This window comes from Paenibacillus nanensis (genome assembly GCF_003583765.1).
Classification (GTDB): domain Bacteria; phylum Bacillota; class Bacilli; order Paenibacillales; family Paenibacillaceae; genus Pristimantibacillus; species Pristimantibacillus nanensis.
Genome location: NZ_QXQA01000002.1, coordinates 154,273 through 175,102, shown reverse-complemented (window position 1 = coordinate 175,102; position 20,830 = coordinate 154,273). Strand labels below are relative to the sequence as shown.

The 20,830-nt window shown below is 54.0% G+C and carries 21 protein-coding genes; all 21 read left to right on the top strand.

Features of this window, described 5'->3' with window-relative positions; genetic code table 11:
• Nucleotides 1-59 precede the first annotated feature (59 nt).
• The 21 genes from D3P08_RS04060 to D3P08_RS03960 all read left to right on the top strand — a co-directional run bounded on the left by D3P08_RS04060 (nucleotide 60) and on the right by D3P08_RS03960 (nucleotide 20,817).
• A complete protein-coding gene (locus tag D3P08_RS04060; RefSeq protein WP_119598170.1) occupies nucleotides 60-1,547 on the top strand; it encodes a UDP-N-acetylmuramoyl-L-alanyl-D-glutamate--2,6-diaminopimelate ligase in 1,488 nt (495 codons plus the stop codon).
• Nucleotides 1,544-2,959, top strand: a complete 1,416-nt coding sequence (locus D3P08_RS04055; protein ID WP_119598169.1) for a UDP-N-acetylmuramoyl-tripeptide--D-alanyl-D-alanine ligase — start codon at nucleotides 1,544-1,546, stop codon at nucleotides 2,957-2,959. Before D3P08_RS04060 ends, D3P08_RS04055 begins: the two co-directional genes overlap by 4 nt.
• A gap of 4 nt (nucleotides 2,960-2,963) precedes the next feature.
• Nucleotides 2,964-3,920, top strand: a complete 957-nt coding sequence (gene mraY, locus D3P08_RS04050) for a phospho-N-acetylmuramoyl-pentapeptide-transferase (RefSeq protein ID WP_119598168.1) — start codon at nucleotides 2,964-2,966, stop codon at nucleotides 3,918-3,920.
• A gap of 74 nt (nucleotides 3,921-3,994) precedes the next feature.
• Nucleotides 3,995-5,431, top strand: a complete 1,437-nt coding sequence (gene murD, locus D3P08_RS04045; protein ID WP_119598167.1) for a UDP-N-acetylmuramoyl-L-alanine--D-glutamate ligase — start codon at nucleotides 3,995-3,997, stop codon at nucleotides 5,429-5,431.
• 46 nt (nucleotides 5,432-5,477) lie between these two features.
• Nucleotides 5,478-6,575 (top strand): stage V sporulation protein E, encoded by a 1,098-nt coding sequence (spoVE, locus tag D3P08_RS04040; protein ID WP_119598166.1) that lies wholly within the window; start codon nucleotides 5,478-5,480, stop codon nucleotides 6,573-6,575.
• A gap of 5 nt (nucleotides 6,576-6,580) precedes the next feature.
• Complete coding sequence (gene murG / locus D3P08_RS04035) at nucleotides 6,581-7,684, top strand: undecaprenyldiphospho-muramoylpentapeptide beta-N-acetylglucosaminyltransferase (protein WP_119598165.1); 1,104 nt, start codon at nucleotides 6,581-6,583, stop codon at nucleotides 7,682-7,684.
• Nucleotides 7,685-7,837: 153 nt separating this feature from the next.
• The gene (gene murB, locus D3P08_RS04030; RefSeq protein ID WP_119598164.1) at nucleotides 7,838-8,743 is read left to right on the top strand and encodes a UDP-N-acetylmuramate dehydrogenase; all 906 of its coding nucleotides are present in this window, start codon (nucleotides 7,838-7,840) and stop codon (nucleotides 8,741-8,743) included.
• 15 nt (nucleotides 8,744-8,758) lie between these two features.
• Nucleotides 8,759-10,036, top strand: coding sequence for a UDP-N-acetylglucosamine 1-carboxyvinyltransferase (gene murA, locus D3P08_RS04025; RefSeq protein WP_119598163.1), 1,278 nt, complete (start codon nucleotides 8,759-8,761; stop codon nucleotides 10,034-10,036).
• Nucleotides 10,037-10,129: 93 nt separating this feature from the next.
• The gene (locus D3P08_RS04020; RefSeq protein ID WP_119598162.1) at nucleotides 10,130-10,918 is read left to right on the top strand and encodes a cell division protein FtsQ/DivIB; all 789 of its coding nucleotides are present in this window, start codon (nucleotides 10,130-10,132) and stop codon (nucleotides 10,916-10,918) included.
• A 307-nt stretch (nucleotides 10,919-11,225) separates the two neighbouring features.
• Nucleotides 11,226-12,467 (top strand): cell division protein FtsA, encoded by a 1,242-nt coding sequence (gene ftsA, locus D3P08_RS04015; RefSeq protein WP_119598161.1) that lies wholly within the window; start codon nucleotides 11,226-11,228, stop codon nucleotides 12,465-12,467.
• Between the two features lie 17 nt (nucleotides 12,468-12,484).
• On the top strand, nucleotides 12,485-13,603 hold the full coding sequence (gene ftsZ / locus D3P08_RS04010; RefSeq protein WP_119598160.1) for a cell division protein FtsZ: 1,119 nt from the start codon (nucleotides 12,485-12,487) through the stop codon (nucleotides 13,601-13,603).
• A 416-nt stretch (nucleotides 13,604-14,019) separates the two neighbouring features.
• Nucleotides 14,020-14,937, top strand: a complete 918-nt coding sequence (gene spoIIGA / locus D3P08_RS04005) for a sigma-E processing peptidase SpoIIGA (protein ID WP_119598159.1) — start codon at nucleotides 14,020-14,022, stop codon at nucleotides 14,935-14,937.
• Between the two features lie 40 nt (nucleotides 14,938-14,977).
• On the top strand, nucleotides 14,978-15,700 hold the full coding sequence (gene sigE / locus D3P08_RS04000) for an RNA polymerase sporulation sigma factor SigE (RefSeq protein WP_119598158.1): 723 nt from the start codon (nucleotides 14,978-14,980) through the stop codon (nucleotides 15,698-15,700).
• Between the two features lie 115 nt (nucleotides 15,701-15,815).
• A complete protein-coding gene (sigG, locus tag D3P08_RS03995; protein ID WP_119598157.1) occupies nucleotides 15,816-16,598 on the top strand; it encodes an RNA polymerase sporulation sigma factor SigG in 783 nt (260 codons plus the stop codon).
• 154 nt (nucleotides 16,599-16,752) lie between these two features.
• On the top strand, nucleotides 16,753-17,034 hold the full coding sequence (locus D3P08_RS03990; RefSeq protein WP_119598156.1) for a YlmC/YmxH family sporulation protein: 282 nt from the start codon (nucleotides 16,753-16,755) through the stop codon (nucleotides 17,032-17,034).
• Between the two features lie 70 nt (nucleotides 17,035-17,104).
• A complete protein-coding gene (pgeF, locus tag D3P08_RS03985) occupies nucleotides 17,105-17,971 on the top strand; it encodes a peptidoglycan editing factor PgeF (RefSeq protein ID WP_119598155.1) in 867 nt (288 codons plus the stop codon).
• A gap of 11 nt (nucleotides 17,972-17,982) precedes the next feature.
• Nucleotides 17,983-18,699: a YggS family pyridoxal phosphate-dependent enzyme gene (locus D3P08_RS03980; RefSeq protein ID WP_119598154.1), complete on the top strand. Its 717-nt coding sequence runs from the start codon at nucleotides 17,983-17,985 to the stop codon at nucleotides 18,697-18,699.
• The gene (locus D3P08_RS03975) at nucleotides 18,700-19,170 is read left to right on the top strand and encodes a cell division protein SepF (RefSeq protein ID WP_119598153.1); all 471 of its coding nucleotides are present in this window, start codon (nucleotides 18,700-18,702) and stop codon (nucleotides 19,168-19,170) included.
• Nucleotides 19,171-19,178: 8 nt separating this feature from the next.
• On the top strand, nucleotides 19,179-19,457 hold the full coding sequence (locus D3P08_RS03970; protein WP_119598565.1) for a YggT family protein: 279 nt from the start codon (nucleotides 19,179-19,181) through the stop codon (nucleotides 19,455-19,457).
• An 8-nt stretch (nucleotides 19,458-19,465) separates the two neighbouring features.
• On the top strand, nucleotides 19,466-20,248 hold the full coding sequence (locus tag D3P08_RS03965; RefSeq protein WP_119598152.1) for a YlmH family RNA-binding protein: 783 nt from the start codon (nucleotides 19,466-19,468) through the stop codon (nucleotides 20,246-20,248).
• A gap of 68 nt (nucleotides 20,249-20,316) precedes the next feature.
• Nucleotides 20,317-20,817, top strand: a complete 501-nt coding sequence (locus tag D3P08_RS03960) for a DivIVA domain-containing protein (RefSeq protein ID WP_119598151.1) — start codon at nucleotides 20,317-20,319, stop codon at nucleotides 20,815-20,817.
• Nucleotides 20,818-20,830 lie beyond the last annotated feature (13 nt).

Below are 20,830 nucleotides of genomic sequence, written 5' to 3'. Positions count from 1 at the left end.
GCGATTGCTCTGGGCGGCATATAGTATTCCGTCAGAGTAATCGAGGAGGCTTGATGGAGATGCGTCTGCGCGATCTAAAAGAATTGCTCATTACGGCAAGACTTATTGGGGATGGAGACACGGAGTTTGATGGCTTGGAGAAGGATTCCAGGCAAGTGAAGCCGGGGCAGCTGTTCCTCTGCGTGCCCGGCCTTTCCGTAGACGGACACGCGTATGCCGAGGAGGCTGTCAGCAAAGGTGCTGCCGCTATCGTAACGGAGCGGCTGCTGGCGATTCCCGTGCCGCAGCTTATCGTGAAGGACAGCAGGCTGGCGACGGCCATTATCGCGGATTACGTCTATGCCCATCCCAGCTTTCAAGTGAAGGTTATCGGCGTGACGGGCACAAACGGGAAGACGACTACGACTTATTTAATCGAGAAAATATTGAATGACTGCCGGAAGCCTGCTGGGGTGATCGGCACGATTGAATGGCGGTACGGCGGCAAGTCTTTCCCGGTAAAAGGGACGACGCCGGATGCGCATGAGCTTCAGCGGCAGCTTGGGGAAATGCGCGACGCCGGCATCCAGTATTGCGCGATGGAAGTATCCTCGCATGCGCTCGAGCAGGGCAGGGTGAAGGGCTGCCGCTTCCGGACGGCGATCTTCACGAACCTGACGCAAGACCATTTGGATTACCACGGCACGATGGAGAAATATGCCGATGCAAAAGGATTATTTTTCTCCAGACTTGGCAATGCTTACTCGCAATCGGCTGAAGAGAGATCTTACGCGATATTGAATACGGATGATCCGGCTTCCGTCAAGTTCGGGATGCTGACATCCGCGGAAGTGATTACTTACGGAGTTGAGAGCGATGCCGATGTCCGGGCAACGGATATTCGCATCACGGCGGAGGGCACGGGATTCCGCGTGCGGACCTTCCGGGGAGAAGCCGATATTCATTTGAAGCTCCCGGGCAAATTCAACGTCTACAACGCGCTCGCCGCAATCGCCGCGGCGCTGCTTGAAGGCATCGAGCTGGACGCGATCAAGCGGTCGCTCGAATCCATTCCCGGCGTGCCCGGGCGGGTAGAGAGCGTACACGCGGGGCAGAACTTCTCCGTTGTCGTCGACTACGCGCATACGCCCGACGGGCTCGAGAATGTGCTGCGGGCCGTCCGGGAGTTTGCGGAAAACCGCGTCATCTGCGTCTTTGGGTGCGGCGGGGACCGAGACCGCACGAAGCGGCCGGTTATGGGACGAATCGCCGCGCAGTACGCCGATATCGTCATCGTGACGTCCGATAACCCGAGAACGGAGGACCCGAACCGCATCATTGCGGACATCGAATCCGGGCTTATTGAGGCGCATGTCGACCGCGGCCGTTACCTGTTAATTCCAGACCGGAGAGCCGCAATTCAAAAAGCGGTTGAAAAGGCAAGCCGTGGAGATGTAGTATTGATTGCGGGGAAAGGTCATGAAACCTACCAGCTTATCGGAAGCAGCGTATATCCTTTCGATGATCGAATAGAAGCAAAAGAAGCTATAAGGGGACTATTACATTGATTAAACGTACAGTAGGGCAGATCGCGGCCATGTGCGGCGGAATGCGCAAGGGAGGCCGCGCGGAGGAACTCGTAAGCGGCATTATGACGGACAGCAGAATAGCGGGGAGCGGGGAGCTGTTCGTTCCGATCGTCGGCGACCGGTTCGACGGGCACGACTTCGCGGAGCAAGCGGCGGCAAGCGGCGCCAAGGCGTTTCTATGGCAGAAGGATAGGGAGATTCCGGCGCCGCTTGCGGAGCTGCCTTTCCTGCTCGTGGACGATACGTTGTCCGCACTGCAGCGGCTGGCCTCGGCCTATCGCGGGGAGCTCATGGCTCGCGTCGTCGGCATTACAGGCAGCAATGGAAAGACGACAACCAAGGATATGACGGCGGCTCTTCTGAGCACGCAGTACCGGGTACTGAAGACGGAAGGCAATCTGAACAATCATATCGGATTGCCTCTTACGCTTCTGAAAATGGACGAGGATACCGAAGTGGCGGTGCTGGAGATGGGAATGAGCGGCTTCGGCGAAATCGAGCTGCTGACGAAGATCGCCCAGCCGGATGTCGCGATTATTACGAATATTGGCGATGCTCATCTGCTGCAGCTCGGCTCGCGCGCTGGAATCGCCAAGGCGAAGCTGGAAATCGCGCTTGGGCTAGGCGAAGGCGGCGTTCTCCTCTATAACGGCGACGAGCCGCTGCTCGAGGAGGGGCTGCAGGCGATGAGGTTGCCGGAAGGCGTCCAGCTCCGGACCTTCGGCCTGCAGGAGCAATGCGAATGGTCCGCTGCGGATATCGCCCTCGCTCCGCACGAAAGCCGCTTTACCGCGCTGTTCAAGGGAGGGCCGACCGGACTTGGCACCGTTCAGCTTCCGGTGCCGGGGCGCCATAATATCAGCAACGCGCTGGCGGCGATTGCGGCGGCGAGGCTGTTCGGCGTCCAGCCTGCGGACATTGCGCAAGGGTTCCGCGCGCTGAAGCTGACGGGCATGCGGATCGAGCCTTCCCGCGCCTTCAATGGAGCGGTATTGCTGAATGACGCTTATAACGCCAATCCGACAGCAGTTAGGGCAGCCATCGATTTGGTGGCGGGGCTTGAAGGCTTCGGACGAAGATGGGTTGTCCTCGGCGACATGCTGGAGCTTGGCCCTGAAGAAGCGAAGCTGCATGCCGAAATCGGCGAATATTTGACTGCAGGCAAAGCGGAAGGCGTCCTGACATTCGGCCCGCTCTCCGTTCATACGTCGGAAGCGGCGTCCAGGCAGATGAAGGAAGCGGCGGAGCAAGGGCTGGTCCGTCACTTCGAAGAGAAGGATGAGCTGGCGGCTTGGCTGAAAGCGCAGCTTCAGCCGAATGATCTCGTACTGGTGAAAGGCTCGAGGGGCATGCGTATGGAGCAGGTCGTAGAGGCTTTGGAGAAGGGGTGAGGAGATGGATATGATGGTCATATTGTTTACGATCGGCACTTCGTTTTTGCTAGCGGTTCTGCTCGGGCCATTATTCATCCCTCTGCTTCGGCGTCTAAAGTTCGGTCAGCAGATACGCCAAGTAGGACCGCAGAGCCACCTGAAGAAAAGCGGCACGCCGACAATGGGCGGCATTATCATTATGATCGCGATGCTGATCGCGTTCCTGCGTTTTGCCGATAAGACGCCGGAATTTTGGGTGCTGCTGACGGCTTCGCTTGGCTATGGACTCGTTGGCTTCCTCGACGATTACATCAAAATTGTGTTCAAGCGCTCGCTTGGCTTGACGGCAAGACAAAAGCTGTTCGGACAGATGCTGTTCGGCGTCGTCGTTTGCGCGATGCTGTACAATATGGATCACAGCACGGCCATTACGGTGCCCGGAACAAGCTGGGGCTTTGATCTCGGCTGGTTCTACTATCCGTTTGTCATCATCATCATGTTCGCGGCGAGCAACTCCGTTAACTTTACGGACGGCGTGGACGGCTTGCTGGCCGGTACAAGCGCTATCGCGTTCGGCGCCTTCGCCATCGTTGCGCTGCAGACCTCCTCGCATGAGTCGGCGGTTTTCTCCGCGGCTATGATAGGCGCCGTGCTCGGCTTCCTGGTGTTCAACGCGCATCCGGCCAAGGTGTTTATGGGCGATATGGGGTCGCTGGGCATCGGCGGCGGCATCGCGGCCGTGGCGATATTGACGAAGACCGAGCTGCTGCTTATTCTAATCGGCGGCGTGTTCGTCCTCGAAATGCTCTCGGTCATTATTCAAGTCACTTCGTTCAAAACAAGAGGCAAACGGATTTTCAAAATGAGCCCGATTCACCATCACTTCGAGCTGTCGGGCTGGTCGGAGTGGAAGGTCGTTACCGTCTTCTGGTCCGTAGCGCTGCTGTTCGCGGCGGCCGGCGTCCTGCTTGTGATTTAACACAATAAAAATTACACCCTAAGCGGTTCTCGCATGGAGAGCCGCTTCATGCATACATAGAAAGGAATGTCCCTATGAATCATCCATCTACGTACCGAGGCAAGCGGGTCGTCGTGCTCGGCCTTGCGAGAAGCGGCGTCAGCGTCGCGAAGCTGTTCCATAAGCTTGGCGCAGAAGTCGTCGTCAACGACAAAAAAGAGCGAGATTTATGTCCCGAAGCGGATGAACTGGCCGCTTTGGGCATTTCTGTGATATGCGGCGGTCATCCGGACGATCTGATTGATGACCGGACCGCTTTGCTGGTCAAAAATCCGGGTATCCCGTATTCGGCGCCGCCCGTCCGTCAAGCGGAGGAGCTCGGCGTCGACATTATTACGGAAGTGGAGGCGGCTTACTGGCTGTCGCCCGCGCCGATTATCGGGATTACCGGCTCTAACGGGAAGACGACAACCACGACGCTCATCGGGGAGATCTTGGATGCGGCGGGCATGAAGCCGATCGTCGCGGGGAATATCGGCTTGCCGCTGTGCGATGCCGTGCAGGAGGTGGAGGCGGACAATTGGATCGTGGCCGAGCTGAGCAGCTTTCAGCTCAAAGGAACGTCCGCGTTCCGTCCGCGCATCGCGCTTCTGCTGAATCTCGCGGAGACGCATTTGGACTACCACGGCGGCATGGAGGACTATGTCGCGTCCAAGAGGAAGCTGTTCGCGAACCAAGAAAGCGGAGATACAGCCATCCTTAACTGGGATGATGCGGTATGCCGTTCGATTGCATCAGAGTTGACGGCTAAAGTGCTGCCGTTCTCGTTGTATGAGCGCCTCGACGAAGGCTTATGCGTAGAGCCGCCTTATGTGAAAGGGCAATTCGACGGCGAATCCGAGCCGGAGCGTCAAATCGTCTATCGGAAGCGCGCGGAAGGCGGAAGCGAAGTGACCGTCATTATGCCTGTGGATGCGCTTGGCATTCCCGGCCGCCACAATACGGCGAACGCGCTTGCGGCGATCGCCGCTGCGCTGGCCGCCGGAGCGGCGCCAGAGGGGATTGCAGAGCCGCTCACGCGATTTAAGGGCGTGGAGCACCGTCTAGAGTTCGTATGCGTCCGGAACGGCGTAAGCTACTACAATGATTCGAAAGCGACGAACCCGACGGCGACCACGATGTCGGTCCGATCGCTCAAAGGACCGATCGTGCTTGTTGCCGGCGGTCTCGACCGCGGCTCCGACTACATGGAGCTGCTGCCCGTCTTTAAAGGCTTGAAGGGGCTTGTCACGCTCGGCGAGACAAAGGAGAAGCTGCTCCGTGTCGCCGATCTGGCAGGTTTAACCAAGACGCAATCGGTGAACGCTGAGAAGGACGCCGAGAGCACTCTTCGGGAAGCGGTGAAGCAAGCGGCGAAGCTTGCGGAGCCCGGCGACATCGTTCTGCTGTCGCCCGCTTGCGCAAGCTGGGATATGTTTGCGTCTTATGAGCAGCGAGGGAGCATTTTTAAGCAATCGGCGCATACCTTGTAAGTAGGGGGCCTGTCCCTACTTTTCTATGCTAAGAGGTGTGTTCGCTATGGCAAAAGCGCGGTCTGCCCCGGATATTTGGCTGTTATCGGCTATAGGGCTTATTCTTGCGATTGGTCTTGTTATGGTGTACAGCGCGAGCGCCGTGCTCGCTTTCCACGAGTTCGGCGATCGGTTCTATTATGTGAAGCGACAGCTTTTATTTGCCGCGCTCGGCGTCGGTGCGTTACTATTTACGATGAACGCGCATTATTCCGTTTGGAAGAAATGGGCCAAGATCGCATTGATCGTATGCTTCGGATTGCTCGTAATCGTGCTCATTCCGGGCGTCGGCGTCGTTCGCGGCGGCGCGCGCAGCTGGCTCGGCATCAGCTCCTTCGGCATTCAGCCGTCGGAGTTTATGAAGCTGGCCATGATTTTGTTTCTATCGAAATGGCTGTCGGAGAAGCAGCAGACGATCACTCATTTCACCAAAGGGCTGCTGCCGCCTTTAGGGCTCGTCTTTTTGGCCTTCGGCATGATTATGCTCCAGCCGGATCTTGGCACGGGCACGGTCATGGTCGGCGCGTCGCTTATTTTGATTTTTACGGCGGGTATGCGTATGGCTCATCTTGGCGCTTTCGCGCTGATCGGCGTAGTAGGGTTGGTTGGACTCGTCATCGCGGCGCCGTACCGGATGGCGCGCATCACGTCGTTTCTTGATCCATGGTCCGATCCGCTTGGCGGAGGCTATCAAATTATTCAGTCGCTATTCGCTATCGGGCCAGGCGGCCTTGTCGGGCTTGGGCTTGGCATGAGCCGCCAGAAGTTCAGCTATTTGCCTGAGCCGCAGACGGACTTTATTTTTTCGATCTTGGCCGAGGAGCTTGGCTTTATCGGCGGCGCCACGCTTATTCTATTATTTCTTGTTGTCGTCTGGCGAGGCATTCGCGCTGCGATCGCGGCGCCGGACACGTTCGGCAGCTTTCTGGCCGTCGGCATTACCGGCATTATCGGCGTGCAGGTGCTCATTAACATCGGCGTCGTCATCGGCATGATGCCCGTTACCGGCATTACGCTGCCGCTTGTCAGCTACGGGGGCTCTTCGCTGACGCTGCTGCTTACGGCGCTGGGCATTTTGCTGAACATATCCCGCTATTCGAGGTGAAGATTATGCGTATCGTGCTCACCGGAGGTGGAACCGGAGGACATATCTATCCCGCAGTTGCTGTCGGCAAACATATGCTCCAGAACGATCCGGACACGAAGCTTTTATTTATAGGAACACAGAACGGTATGGAGAGCCGGGTTGTGCCCGGGCAGAACATCCCGTTCGAGGCGATTGAGATTACAGGCTTTCGCCGGAAGCTGTCTTTCGAAAATATTAAGACGGTCATGCGTTTTCTAAAAGGAGTCCAGCGCTCCAAAAAACTGCTGAGAGAGTTTAAGCCGGATGTTGTAGTCGGAACTGGCGGCTATGTGTGCGGACCTGTCGTTTACGCGGCGGCGAAGCTCGGCATTCCTACCTTCATTCATGAACAGAACGCCATTCCCGGACTTACGAATCAATTTCTGTCTCGTTATGCCGACCATATCGGCGTCAGCTTTCCGGAGTCCGCGTCGCAATTTCCGAAGGCGAAAGCGGCTTCTTATACGGGCAATCCCGTTGCGTCGAACGTGCTAAAGGCACAGCCGGGCAAAGGTCTTCAGTCGCTGGGACTGCCTGCAGGGACCCGGTTTGCTTTGATCGTCGGGGGCAGCCGCGGCGCCAAAGCGCTGAATGAATCGGTCATCGAGATGGCTCCGATGCTGAGCCGCCTGGCCGGAGCGCATGTTGTGTTCGTGACGGGGGAGATTTATTACGAATCCACGAAGGAGAAAATCGGCGCGTCAGCAGGCAATCAATTGACGCTGGTGCCTTACCTTCATAATATGGCGGAGGTGCTCCGGGACGCGACGCTTGTTGTCAGCCGCTCCGGGGCATCTTCCCTTGCGGAAATAACGGCGCTCGGACTGCCGTCGATCCTTATTCCGTCGCCTAATGTGACGAACAATCATCAGGAAGCGAATGCGCGCAGCCTCGTCAAGGCCGGCGCCGCAGAGCTGCTGCTGGAGAAGGAGCTGAGCGGCGGCAAGCTTCTCAGTCTAATGGAAGAGCTGCTTGGCGATAAGGCGCGCATGTCCGCCATGTCCGCTGCGGCGAGCAAGCTGGCCGTTCCGGATTCCGCTGAAAGGATTGCGGAGGCGCTGCGGCGTTTGAATAACGAAAGACTATAAGACCCTCATCTAGGCGATTGTCACACAACATCGCGGCAGGGCATAAGATACTCTATATTCGTGACCGACCAAGACGGGATCGGAGATTGCAACATGCGGCTGCTTGCGGCCGCTGCGAAGACTTAGAACGCAGCATCGAAGGAGGAAGACGCAATGGAAGCACTTATAGCGGAGCTGGAACAAGCGAAATTAGGCGAGATACTGCTGAATGAACCGCTGTCGAAACATACAACATGGAAAATCGGCGGACCTGCCGATCTATTAATCCTTCCGTCAGGGAAAGAGGAACTGATCGCTATCGTGAAATTGCTGCATAAGCATGGCGTTAGCTGGACCAATCTCGGTCGCGGCTCCAACATGCTAGTCAGCGACAAAGGCATTCGCGGCGTTGTCATCAAACCGGCCCAAGGTCTCGATTACGTGCGTTTCGAGGGGACGACTGCGATTGCAGGCGCCTCCTACTCTTTTATCAAACTGTCGGTCATGACGGGCAAGCAAGGCTTGACGGGCCTGGAATTCGCGGGGGGAATACCGGGCACGGTAGGCGGAGCTGTCTACATGAACGCGGGGGCGCACGGATCGGATGTGTCACGTATCTTCAAATATGCTGACATTGTTCTGGAGTCAGGGGAATTGGTTCGTTACGAAGGTGAAGATATGCGCTTCGCATACCGCCACTCCATTCTTCATGAAATGAAGGGACTCGTGGTGGAAGCGGCGTTTGAGCTGGCGGAGGGCGACCGGATGGAGATCGCGTCCACACTGGCTACGTACAAGGAGCGGAGGCTGCGGACACAGCCGCTGCAGCTGCCCTGCGCGGGAAGCGTGTTCCGCAATCCGCCGGGCGATTACGCCGCAAGGCTGATCCAGGAGTCGGGTCTGAAAGGATTCAGCATCGGGGGAGCGCAAGTATCGGAACTTCACGCCAATTTTATCATCAACACCGGGCAAGCGACAGCTAGAGATGTTCTCGCCCTCATGTCCCACATACAAAGCACCGTGGAGCAGCGCTATGGCGTTAAGCTGGTGCCGGAGGTATTGGTAGTGGGCGAGCGGTAATTCGGAGGTGATACATTGGACAAATTGGTGATTGAAGGCGGGAAACCACTCTCAGGAACCATAGTTATCCAAGGAGCGAAAAATGCCGCCTTGCCGATATTGGCAGCTAGTTTGCTGGCTGAAGGCACAACAACGATTGACTCTGTGCCTCATCTGCTGGATATCGACGTCATGTTGAACATTTTGCGCGAATTAGGATGCCGGGCTGAGCATACCGGGGAAACAGTTGTGCTGGACACGACTTCCGCACATACGTCCCATGTGCCGGAAACGTTGATGAAACAAATGCGTTCTTCTATCTTCCTCATGGGACCGCTGCTTGCGCGATTCGGCGAAGCGCAGGTCTATCAGCCCGGCGGCTGTGCGATCGGCGAGAGGAAGATCGATCTGCATTTGCAAGGCCTCGCGGCGCTTGGCGCGGAAATTGAAGAGGCGAATAACCGAATCATTTGCCGCGCGAGCAAGCTGACGGGAGCGGACATACACCTCAGCTTTCCAAGCGTAGGCGCAACGGAAAATATAATGATGGCCGCCGTTCTCGCGGAAGGCCGCACCACGATTAGCAATGCCGCCCGCGAGCCGGAAATCCAAGATTTACAGCGTTTCTTGAATACGATGGGCGCCAAGATTATGGGGGCCGGCACCGATACGATTACGATCGACGGCGTCAAAGAGCTCGCGCCCTGCCGCTATAAAGTCATTCCAGACCGCATCGTGACAGGAACCATCATGGTCGCGGCGGCCGCAACGCGCGGTCAAGTCACTCTCCAGCAAACACAGCCCGCTCATCTCTCCTCACTCATCCATGTTATGCGCCGCGCAGGTGTTCAAATTGTCGTCGACGGTGATATAATAAAGGTCGGCAGTTCTGCGAGACCGAAAGCGGTCGAACGAATTGTGACGTCGCCGTACCCGGCATTTCCTACTGATCTCCAATCTCAAATTATGGTGCTGCTCGCCCTTGCGGATGGAGTAAGCATTCTAAAGGAAACGATCTTCGAAGGCAGGCTCAAGCATGTGGATGAATTGTCCCGCATGGGAGCGGATATTCGAGTCGATATGAACGCAGCCTTCATTAGAGGCGTCCCTCGCCTGTACGGCGCTACGGTAGAGGCGACCGACTTGAGGGCGGGAGCAGCTCTTGTCATTGCGGGGCTTGCCGCGCAGGGCAGGACGATCGTGGAGCAGGTGCATCATATCGACCGCGGCTATGACCGGATCGAAACGATGTTGTCCAGGCTGGGAGCTCGCATATCCCGTTTTGCGCCAGTGCCTCATATGCCTAATAATTAATATTATGCGATCAAGTGAACTGATAGAAACGTTCGGCTTCCCCGCGCGAAAAATTTGGGGCGGCCATCGTTTCGGTGAAAAGAGGGACAAGTCATGAGCGCACAGATGCCTGTGCTGAAGGAACCAGCCCGCAAACGCAGAGGCAACAAGAAGCTGCTTGCCGTTCTATTTCTATTGTTCGCCGCTCTGTTGGCGGTCTTGTTTTTTAATTCGTCGATCAGCAAAGTTTCCGAATTTCAGGTTACCGGCACTCATTTTACGACAACCGATCAAATTATGAAAGCCTCGGGCATCGAAATCGGCGACGCGTTTTTTCAGAAGGCGTCAAAGGACATCGCGAAAAACGTCGAGACGCTGCCGCAAGTGGAGGACGCGACGGTAATGAAGGTGTTCCCCGGCATTATTAAAATTCAAGTGAAGGAATTTCCGGTTGTCGCGTTCGAGCTGTCCGCGGAAGGAGAGCTGTCCGCCCTATTATCAAGCGGGACAAGCCTGCCTGCGGAGCTAGGCGGCGCAGAGCTGTTGGACAAGCCCGTATTGTCCGGGTGGAGCGCGGACGATCCCGTGAAGATCGAGCTGACCAAACAGCTGGCGCTTATTCCGGAGAAGCAGCTGTCGGACTTGTCTGAGATTTCTCCGATTCCGTCGAAGGCTTATCCGGACCGAATCCGCATATTTACGCGGACCCACTTTGAGGTGATTACGGCGGTGTCGGTGCTGCCGGATAAGATCGATTCGTTAAATGCTGTTATCGAGACCCAGGAACCGGGCAAAATTACGATGCTCCTCGCCGATACGTATGTGCCTTTTAAAACGGACGAAGCGGAAGGAACGGAGGGGGCGGAGAACCCGGATGACGCAGAAAATGTGCAATCTGAGTAAAAAGAGACTACTCAATGGCTTGAAAGAATGGTAGAATTTTATTTACGGCGTTAGAAGATTGGACAGGTACCGGCGCTGCACAGCTTGCGGCGCTATGTCTATTCTATCGTAGGTTTTCGGCTTATCGGAACGTGCTGCAACCCACGATTGGTCAATCTTCGACAATGCCGAATGAAAGTTATGAAAAATTTGTTGAAAAAAGAGGGAAATAATTAAGGACGTTGAATATGTAGAGAGACTTTCATCATCAATACCACATACATGACAAGAAACATTATTTATTATTTGGAAACGGAGGTGCCGCAAGGTGAGCAGTAATGACATCATCGTCAGTTTGGACATCGGTACATCCAAAGTTCGTGCTATTATTGGCGAAATGAATAACGGAGCCATTAATATTATTGGAGTTGGATCTGCCGACTCAGAGGGTATTCGTAAGGGAGCAATCGTCGATATTGATCAGACCGTTCAATCGATCCGTGCCGCTGTTGAGCATGCGGAACGGATGGTGGGAATTCAAATATCTGATGTTTATGTAGGTATTCAAGGCAATCACATTGCATTGCAGACCAACCATGGCGTTGTTGCCGTATCCAATGAGGACAGGGAAATCGGGGAAGAGGATATAGACCGCGTGCTGCAGGCGGCCAAGGTCGTAGCGCTACCGCCCGAGAGAGAAATTATTAATTTGGTGCCGAAGCAGTATCTAGTGGATGGATTGGAAGGAATCTCCGACCCTAGGGGCATGATAGGTGTTAGGCTGGAAGTTGAAGCAACGATCGTTACTGGTGCCAAGACGGCAATACATAACTTGATGCGCTGCGTGGAGAAAGCCGGACTGCGTATCTCCGGCGTTATTCTTATGTCGCTTGCATCGGGTATGATGTCGCTGACGAAGGACGAGAAGATGATCGGAACGGCGCTGGTTGATATCGGCGCAGGCTCAACAACCGTCGCCATTTACGAGCAGGGCGGTCTGGCTGCTATTTCTACTTTGCCGATCGGCGGAGAATTCGTGACGAACGATATTGCCTACGGGCTTCGCACGCAAAGCGATCAAGCGGAGAAGTTTAAGCTGAAATACGGCTGTGCGAATATCGCTGACGCCGCAGAGGATGTTAAATTTAAAGTGTCCCGGATGGGCAGCAATCTGGAGAAGGAGTTCTCCCAGAGGGACTTGGCCAGCATCATCGAGCCTCGGATGCAAGAAATCTTCCAGTTGATCAGGCAAGAAGTTCGCCGACTTGGCTACGGCGAGAAAGTGAATGGATATGTGCTGACCGGGGGCGCGGTTGCGCTGCCTGGCACGATCTCGCTGGCACAGCATGAGCTGGAGAGTTCGGTGCGCATCGCGCTGCCGGATTACATCGGAGTCAAGGATTCCGCATTCAGCAGCGGCGTAGGTATGATTCAGTATGTGTCAAAGCATATGGGTGTACGAACCGCCAGCTCTGTCAAGAAAGCGTCAAGCCGCAAAGCGGGTCCCGCAGCTTCATCTAAACCCGGTATGTTCGAGCGGATTAAAAACATGTTTAATGAATTTATTTGACTGGGGGATTATGAGAGATGTTGGAATTCGATTTGGAGCTTGAACAGCTCGCTCAAATAAAAGTAATTGGCGTAGGCGGCGGCGGCAGCAATGCCGTTAACCGCATGATCGAGAACGGCGTAAAAGGCGTTGAATTTATTACGGTCAACACAGACGCTCAGGCGCTTCACCTGGCAAAGTCGGAGCATAAGCTGCAAATCGGCGACAAGCTGACTCGCGGTCTCGGCGCAGGCGCTAATCCGGAGGTAGGCAACAAGGCGGCTGAGGAATCCCGCGAGCTTATCATGAATCAATTGAAGGGCTCCGATATGGTGTTCGTGACCGCCGGCATGGGCGGCGGCACGGGAACAGGCGCTGCTCCGGTTATCGCGGAAATCGCGAGAGAATGCGGCGCGCTTACCGTTGGCGTTGTAACCCGCCCGTTCACCTTCGAGGGGCGCAAGCGTTCCGGACAAGCGGAGCAAGGGATTGAGGCGCTCAAGGAAAAGGTCGACACGCTGATCGTTATCCCGAATGACCGTTTGCTTGAAATCGTGGATAAGAAAACCCCAATGCTTGAAGCGTTCCGTGAAGCTGACAATGTGTTGAGACAAGCCGTGCAAGGCATTTCCGACCTGATCGCAGTGCCTGGTCTGATCAACCTTGACTTTGCGGACGTGAAAACGATTATGACAGAACGCGGCTCCGCTCTTATGGGTATCGGCGTTGCAACCGGCGAGAACCGCGCGGCGGAAGCCGCTCGCAAAGCGATTATGAGCCCGCTGCTCGAAACGTCGATCGACGGCGCGCGCGGCGTCATCATGAACATTACAGGCGGAAGCAACCTGTCGCTTTATGAAGTCAATGAGGCGGCCGAGATCGTCATCTCGGCATCCGACCCTGACGTTAACATGATCTTCGGCGCGATCATCGACGAGGACCTGAAGGACGAGATTAAAGTAACGGTTATCGCAACTGGCTTCGAGTCCAAAGGAAGCCCGCAAGCCGCACGGAGAAGCGCGGCGAATGACGTTGGTCAAGCGGAAGCGAAATCTGTGCCGAACTCTTCCAGCGTGAAGCCTTTCGGTATCGGCTCTTCCAGCGACCAGCTGGAAATCCCGGCTTTCCTTCGCAAGCAGCCACGCGGCGACAGATAATTTAAGTGCATTTGCTGTCTGAATACAAATAACGGTGCAGTAGGATAACGTCCTCCTGCACCGTTTTTTTATTGATGCATGGAAAAAACTTCTATTACGAGAACAGGATTGGGCAGTCAGATTTGTAAGATTAAGCAAAAACTGTCGAGGAAAGAGATTTTGTTGCTTGAGGCAGATATATGGAGTAAACGTTCGTCTGGAGGAGAAGGAGCGAACGCCGTACGGATCGAAACGGATGAGCAGACGCGAGCAAGGGCGGAACCTCGTTTTTTGTTTGCGAAGTCGACAAAAAAAGAGGGCTTAACCCGTCATGAATAGACAGACTTTGAAATAGGATTAAAATATACTAGACTCAATCGTTCTCCCGGAAAGCAGCAGCTTTTGCCGGTCGCAGGAAGGGGAGGAGGGGGACCGGCTTGACCGTATACATCGATATCTTATTTCTCCGCGAGCTGATTGTGGACGGAGCCGTTCTGTTAACAACGGCTTGGGTCCGCCATTACAGGCCTAGACCATGGCGAGTGCTGGCGTCAGCTTCGTTTGGAGCCTGCTATGTTGTACTTATGCTTTTTCCGCAGCTCTCATTCCTATTTACGCTGGCAGTGAAGCTCCTATTCTCCGTCGTGATGATATGGATTGCTTTCGGTTATGCGTCCTTGCAGCATTTTATTCGCAATATAGCAGCCTTCTATTGCGTCAATTTTGTCGCAGCCGGTGCGGTGCTTGGTTTGTATTATTTGTTTATGCAAGGCTCGGGCGAGATGTGGAAGACGTTAACGATCGCCAGCGGCAGCATTCAAGCGGAGCTGAAGCTCTCTCTTTTTTATTTGGCGGCGTCATTCTGCATTGGGCTCTACATATACAGAGCGGTTTTGACCGGAAAGCGGGAAAAGGAGCTTGTTCGCTCGCATCTGGCGGACGTAGTCGTGACGATCGGCGGCCAAATGTATACCTGCGTCGGGCTGATCGATACGGGCAACCAGCTGTACGATCCGCTTACGCGAACGCCGGTGATGGTGCTGGAGGCTTCGCGGCTTGAGGAAGAGCTGCCGCCCGCTTGGATCAAAAGCATTCGGGACGGCGGTGTGGATCGGCTTGTAGCCGGGATGGACGACGAGTGGTTTAAATGGCAGGACCGGCTGCGGCTCGTGCCGTTCCGCGGCGTGAATAAAGGATCGCAATTTATGCTGGCGCTTAAGCCGGATACGGTGGAAGTTCGCCGCGAGGGACAAGTATTTGAAACAAGCAGGGTATTGATAGGATTAGACGGCGGAAAGCTTGCGGCTGATGGAGCATATCAAGCGATTATCCATCCGGCAATGGTACAAACGTAAAGCTATAGAACGCATACTTCATCGGGGAGGGATGGGCCACATGCTCGTCAAATATAAGCTGATACTGCATTTATATTATTATCGATTTTTATTTTTATTCGGACTAAAAAGCGAAGAAATCTACTATATCGGCGGCAGCGAGGCCTTGCCTCCTCCTTTGACTCGCGAGGAAGAGGAATATTTGCTTGAAAAGCTTCCGTCCGGCGACTCGGCAATACGGGCGATGCTTATTGAAAGAAATCTTAGGCTGGTTGTGTATATCGCAAGAAAATTCGAAAACACGGGCATCCACATCGAGGATTTGGTTTCGATAGGCGCGATTGGCTTGATAAAAGCGGTGAACACCTTCGATCCGGAGAAAAAGATCAAGCTTGCGACATATGCTTCCCGATGCATTGAGAACGAAATTTTAATGTACTTGCGGCGCAACAGCAAGACGAGAACCGAGGTGTCGTTCGATGAACCGCTGAATATCGATTGGGACGGGAACGAGCTGCTGTTGTCGGATGTGCTGGGCACGGAGAACGATACGATCTACCGCAATATCGAAGAGCAAGTCGATCGCAAGCTGCTGCATAAGGCGCTCGACAAGCTGTCGGAGAGGGAGCGCATCATTATGGAGCTGCGGTTCGGACTTGCCGACGGGGAAGAAAAAACGCAGAAGGATGTTGCCGATATGCTCGGCATTTCGCAATCGTATATTTCCCGCCTTGAAAAAAGAATTATTAAGCGGCTGCGCAAGGAATTTAATAAGATGGTGTAACGAAAGGGGCCGAATCGGCCCCTTTTTGCGTTTTCCTGCGGATGTCAGGCGAGGAATAAAATGAGGGTCCGGGGAGATAATGAACATTAATGTTTCTCCTTGGGAGGTAATCACGTTGACCCGAAACAAAGTCGAGATCTGTGGAGTGGATACCGCGAAACTGCCTGTATTAACCAATGTCGAGATGCGTGAGCTATTTACGGCGTTGCAGACCCGCAACGAGTGGGCAGCAAGAGAGAAATTAGTGAACGGCAATTTGCGGCTCGTTCTAAGTGTGATTCAACGGTTTAACAATAGGGGAGAGTTTGTGGACGACCTGTTCCAGGTTGGCTGCATCGGACTAATGAAGGCGATCGATAATTTCGACCTAAGTCAAAACGTAAAATTTTCCACCTATGCCGTGCCCATGATTATCGGGGAAATCCGCCGTTACTTGCGCGACAATAACCCGATCCGCGTATCGCGCAGCTTGAGAGATATCGCGTATAAGGCGCTTCAGGTGAGGGACAGCCTGACGAACAAAAATTCGCGGGAGCCGACAATATTCGAAATATCAGAGGCGCTCAATGTACCGAAGGAAGACGTTGTGTTCGCGCTTGACGCTATCCAAGATCCCGTATCGTTATTCGAGCCGATCTATCATGACGGCGGCGACCCGATTTATGTGATGGATCAAATCAGCGACGACCGCAACAAGGATGTGTCCTGGATTGAAGAGATCGCGCTGCGGGAAGCGATGCACAAGCTGAACGATCGCGAAAAAATGATTTTGTCCATGCGGTTTTTTGAAGGGAAAACGCAAATGGAGGTGGCCGACGAAATCGGCATCTCGCAAGCACAAGTGTCCAGGCTGGAAAAATCGGCGATTCAGCAGATGCAAAAGCATGTCAAAATTTAATATCGATGGAAGCGGCGGGGCGCATATGCGCTCCGCCTTTAATATTTATGACGGACTTTTGGGGGAGGAGTGGACATTTTGGGCGATTTGGTCATATACATAGCTTATAGGCAAGGTTAGAACTACAATTCGCCGGAAATGTGGTGAGACGGACTTGAAGATTTCCGATTTCCAGACGAAGGATGTCATTAACATCGTGGACGGGAAAAAGTTGGGCCATATTAGCGATCTGGAGCTTGATTTGCGGCAGGGCCGCATCGACTCCATCGTTGTGCCTCAGTTTACAAAGGTATTCGGGCTGTTCGGCAGCAGCGGAACGGAAATTGTGATCCCTTGGCGCAATATCGTGAAGATCGGAGCGGACGTGGTTCTTGTCCGTATGGACGAGACGAAGGCGCTTCGAGCTGAGGAAGACGATTTGCACGTTCGCGCATGAGTGGTTAAACTGAACATAAGCGGTAGTGGCTCAAACCGCACCGCTTATGTTCGCTTACGAGGTGAAAAGAATGCGTCAGGAACCATTTGTACAGAACGAGTCAAGACAATCGGCGAAGGAACCTTCGCTTTTTTTGTTGTCGCCATGGCTGAGCCGTGACAGCCGTCTAACCGCGGGCTTCTCCGGCCGGGAAGGCGGGGTCAGCTCCGCGCCGTGGGACAGCTTAAATATAGGGTTACATGTTGGCGATGCGGCCGATGCCGTTATAGCGAACCGCAAACGGTTAACCGACAAGATCGGCTGGCCGTTCGAGGCGTGGACATGCGCGGAGCAAGTGCACGGGAACCGGGTTGCGCAAATAACGGCGGACGAGAGAGGCAGAGGGCGGGAAGCGCTGTCGGATGCCATCAATGACTGCGACGCCATTATGACAAACGTGCCTGGAGTGCTCCTCGCTTCGTTTTACGCGGATTGTGTGCCTCTTTATTTCTATGCCCCGTCTTCCGGTGCGGTTGCGCTGGCCCATGCAGGGTGGCGCGGAACCGTAAAAAAAATAGCGGAGGAAACCGTTCAAGCGATGAAGCAGGCATATGGTACAGAGCCGGAAGAGCTTCTGGCCGCGATCGGACCTTCGATCGGAAGCTGCTGCTATGAGGTGGACGGCGCCGTTATAACGGAGGTTGACCGGGTGTTAAGCGAGCTGCGGCTGGAGGAAGCCGACAAAAATGCGTGTATGCGATTGAAGTCAAACGGCAAGGCGGATCTAAACTTGAAAGAAATAAACCGACAGATTATGATAAAAGCAGGAATTTTGCCGAGTCGTATCGAATTAACGAATTGGTGTACCGGTTGCCGGACAGACTTGTTCTTCTCCCATCGGACCGAAGGGGGCAGAACTGGAAGGATGGCAAGCTGGATCGGTATTCGAGAAAGGTGAAACGAAAGCAAATGTCTATTGAAGAGAGAATCCGTGAAGTCGAACAAAAAATTAGCGCGGCATGCGAGCGTTCGGGCAGAAGTAGAGAGGACGTTCAAGTGATCGCGGTGACCAAGTACGTCTCGCTTGACACAACGAAGGAAGCTTTCCGCAGCGGGCTTGCGCATCTTGGCGAAAACCGCTGGCAGGACGCGCAGGAAAAGTGGTTTGCGCTAAGCGGAGACCCGGAATTGCCGGAAGAGAACCGGCCGGTCTGGCATTTCATCGGCTCCTTGCAAACGAATAAGGTGAAGGACGTCATCGGAAGATTTACGTACATACATTCATTGGACAGGCTGTCGCTGGCGGAAGCCATTCACAAAAAAGCGTCGCAGCTGGGCATCGTGGTACCTTGCTTTATTCAAGTTAATGTATCGGGTGAAGAGTCGAAGCATGGGCTTCGTCCGGAGGAGCTTGAACCGTTCCTTGAGAAGCTGAGCGTCTATCCGTCCGTTTCTCCAATCGGGCTTATGACGATGGCTCCCTACGAGTCGGAGCCGGAGGAAACGAGGGTCGTGTTCCGCGCTTTGCGCGAGCTGAGAGACGGAGTGCGCGGCCGTTCCCCTTATGGCGAAAGGCTGGAGCATTTGTCGATGGGCATGTCGAACGATTTTGAAGTTGCCATAGAAGAAGGAGCGACGTGGATACGTTTAGGTACGATACTAGTCGGGAAAGAGGAGGAATCGTAAGTGAGCGTCATGAACCGTTTTATGAATTTTTTTGGTTTGCAAGAGGAAGAAGAAATCGTGGAGCGCGAGCGAGTGAATCAGAACGAGGAGCCTGAAAATGAAACCTCTCCGTTTGAGACACGTAGAAACTTTAGAAGCCATGGCGGCACCGCCGGTTCTAATAATGTCGTCAGTATCCACTCTCAAAAAAATGTGAGAGTCGTCTTGAGCGAACCGCGCTCCTATGACGAAGCGCAGGAAATTGCGGATCATCTCCGTTCCCGCAGAGCGGTTATTGTTAATTTGCAGCGCGTTAGAAACGACTTGGCATTGCGCATTGTTGATTTCTTAAGCGGCACGGTGTACGCTTTAAACGGCAGCATCTCTAAGCTGGGGCCTAATATTTTTCTGTGTACGCCTGACTCGGTTGAAATTCAAGGTGCCATTACGGAAATGCTGGCAGAGGAGAACGATTACAACAAAATGAGGTGACCTTGGGTTTGGAACACACTATTTTAAGCTTTGTTAATATTGCACTTGAAGTTTACCGATATCTGATTTTTGGCTATGTTCTGCTATCCTGGTTTCCGAATGCGCGAGAGAGCTTTATCGGACAGCTGCTCGGAAGAATCGTGGAGCCGTATATCGGTATCTTCCGCCGCTTTATCCCGCCAATCGGAGGGGTGCTTGACCTGTCGCCGATCGTTGCGCTCTTCGCGCTGTGGTTCATTAACATTGGCTTGCAATCCGTCCTGATCTACCTGTTCGATCTGATTTAGAGGTTATGATGAAGGAAGCTATTTATAATCACTTTCACCCCGAAGAGAAGCCGTTTGTCGATCGGGCGCTGGAATGGGTAGAACGGTCCGCATCGCAGCATCAGCTGAAGCGGACCGATTTTTTAGACCCTAGACAAGCCCAAATTATAACGATGTTAGCGAATCGGAATCCGGATGTCGCGCTGCGCCTGGACGGCGGCTATGAAGCGGCCGAACGAAAACGCGCGCTTATCGCGCCGGATTACCGCAACCTTGATGATGAGCCGATTGGCATTGCGGTGCTTGAAGCCAAGCCGATAGGGGCAACCTACCAAGAGCTGGACCATGGCGATTTTCTTGGCGCCTTGCTGGGGCTCGGCATTAAACGGGACCGTATCGGCGATATCCATGTCCATGATACGTTTGCTCATATTATTGTTACGGATGAGATGGCCGATTATTTGGATATACACCTTCGTCAGGTGCACCGCTTGAATGTGCTTACGGATGTGCTGCCGCTCGATCAATTGCAGGCGGTTGCGACGAAGCTGGAGGAGATCAGTTTGACCGTCGCTTCCATGAGGCTGGACGGCATCGCAAGCGACGTTTACCGGATCAGCCGGTCGAAGATCGTGGATCCGATCCGGGCCGGCCGCTGCAGAGTCAATTGGAAGACGGAGGAGGATCCTTCGGAGCAGCTGAAGGAAGGCGACGTCGTTTCTTTTAAAGGGCTTGGCCGCTTTAAGGTAATCGAGGTCGACGGCGTGACAAAAAAAGGCAGAATTCGTGTAAAAATCGGGAAATTTATTTGATGTGATGCAGGAATTAAGTGTGGGCCTGTCGAATCATTCCACACTACAGAACTCAGGGAGGTGCGCCAATGCCGCTTACGCCATTGGACATACATAACAAGGAATTTTCGCGCCGTTTGCGCGGTTATGATGAGGACGAAGTGAATGAGTTCCTTGACCAGGTCATCAAGGATTATGAATCGCTTATCCGCGAAAATAAGGAAATTCAGAATCAGATGCTGGCGCTTCAGGAGAAGCTGAATCATTTCGCCAACATTGAAGATACGCTCAGCAAAACGATTATCGTTGCGCAGGAAGCCGCGGACGAAGTGCGGAATAACGCGAAGAAGGAAGCGCAGCTGATTATTAAGGAAGCAGAGAAAAACGCGGACCGGATCATTAACGAATCTCTCAGCAAATCCCGCAAGGTTTCCCTCGAGGTGGAGGAGCTGAAAAAGCAAGCCTCGATCTACAGAGCCAGATTCCGTACGCTTGTGGAAGCGCAGCTCGAGCTGCTGTCCCAGGACGGTTGGGAAACGCTCGAAAGCCATGCGGCCAGAGATGCGGAACGCGAGCTTCTTCGCGGCTAATCAGGATTTAGGC

Excerpts from the sequence above, each read along its gene's own strand:
- D3P08_RS04060 (WP_119598170.1), top strand. The coding sequence starts at position 60 with ATGCGTCTGCGCGATCTAAAAGAATTGCTCATTACGGCAAGACTTATT.
- mraY (WP_119598168.1), top strand. The coding sequence starts at position 2,964 with ATGGATATGATGGTCATATTGTTTACGATCGGCACTTCGTTTTTGCTA.
- murD (WP_119598167.1), top strand. The coding sequence starts at position 3,995 with ATGAATCATCCATCTACGTACCGAGGCAAGCGGGTCGTCGTGCTCGGC.
- spoVE (WP_119598166.1), top strand. The coding sequence starts at position 5,478 with ATGGCAAAAGCGCGGTCTGCCCCGGATATTTGGCTGTTATCGGCTATA.
- murG (WP_119598165.1), top strand. The coding sequence starts at position 6,581 with ATGCGTATCGTGCTCACCGGAGGTGGAACCGGAGGACATATCTATCCC.
- murB (WP_119598164.1), top strand. The coding sequence starts at position 7,838 with ATGGAAGCACTTATAGCGGAGCTGGAACAAGCGAAATTAGGCGAGATA.
- D3P08_RS04020 (WP_119598162.1), top strand. The coding sequence starts at position 10,130 with ATGAGCGCACAGATGCCTGTGCTGAAGGAACCAGCCCGCAAACGCAGA.
- ftsZ (WP_119598160.1), top strand. The coding sequence starts at position 12,485 with ATGTTGGAATTCGATTTGGAGCTTGAACAGCTCGCTCAAATAAAAGTA.
- sigE (WP_119598158.1), top strand. The coding sequence starts at position 14,978 with ATGCTCGTCAAATATAAGCTGATACTGCATTTATATTATTATCGATTT.
- pgeF (WP_119598155.1), top strand. The coding sequence starts at position 17,105 with ATGCGTCAGGAACCATTTGTACAGAACGAGTCAAGACAATCGGCGAAG.
- D3P08_RS03980 (WP_119598154.1), top strand. The coding sequence starts at position 17,983 with ATGTCTATTGAAGAGAGAATCCGTGAAGTCGAACAAAAAATTAGCGCG.
- D3P08_RS03965 (WP_119598152.1), top strand. The coding sequence starts at position 19,466 with ATGAAGGAAGCTATTTATAATCACTTTCACCCCGAAGAGAAGCCGTTT.
- D3P08_RS03960 (WP_119598151.1), top strand. The coding sequence starts at position 20,317 with ATGCCGCTTACGCCATTGGACATACATAACAAGGAATTTTCGCGCCGT.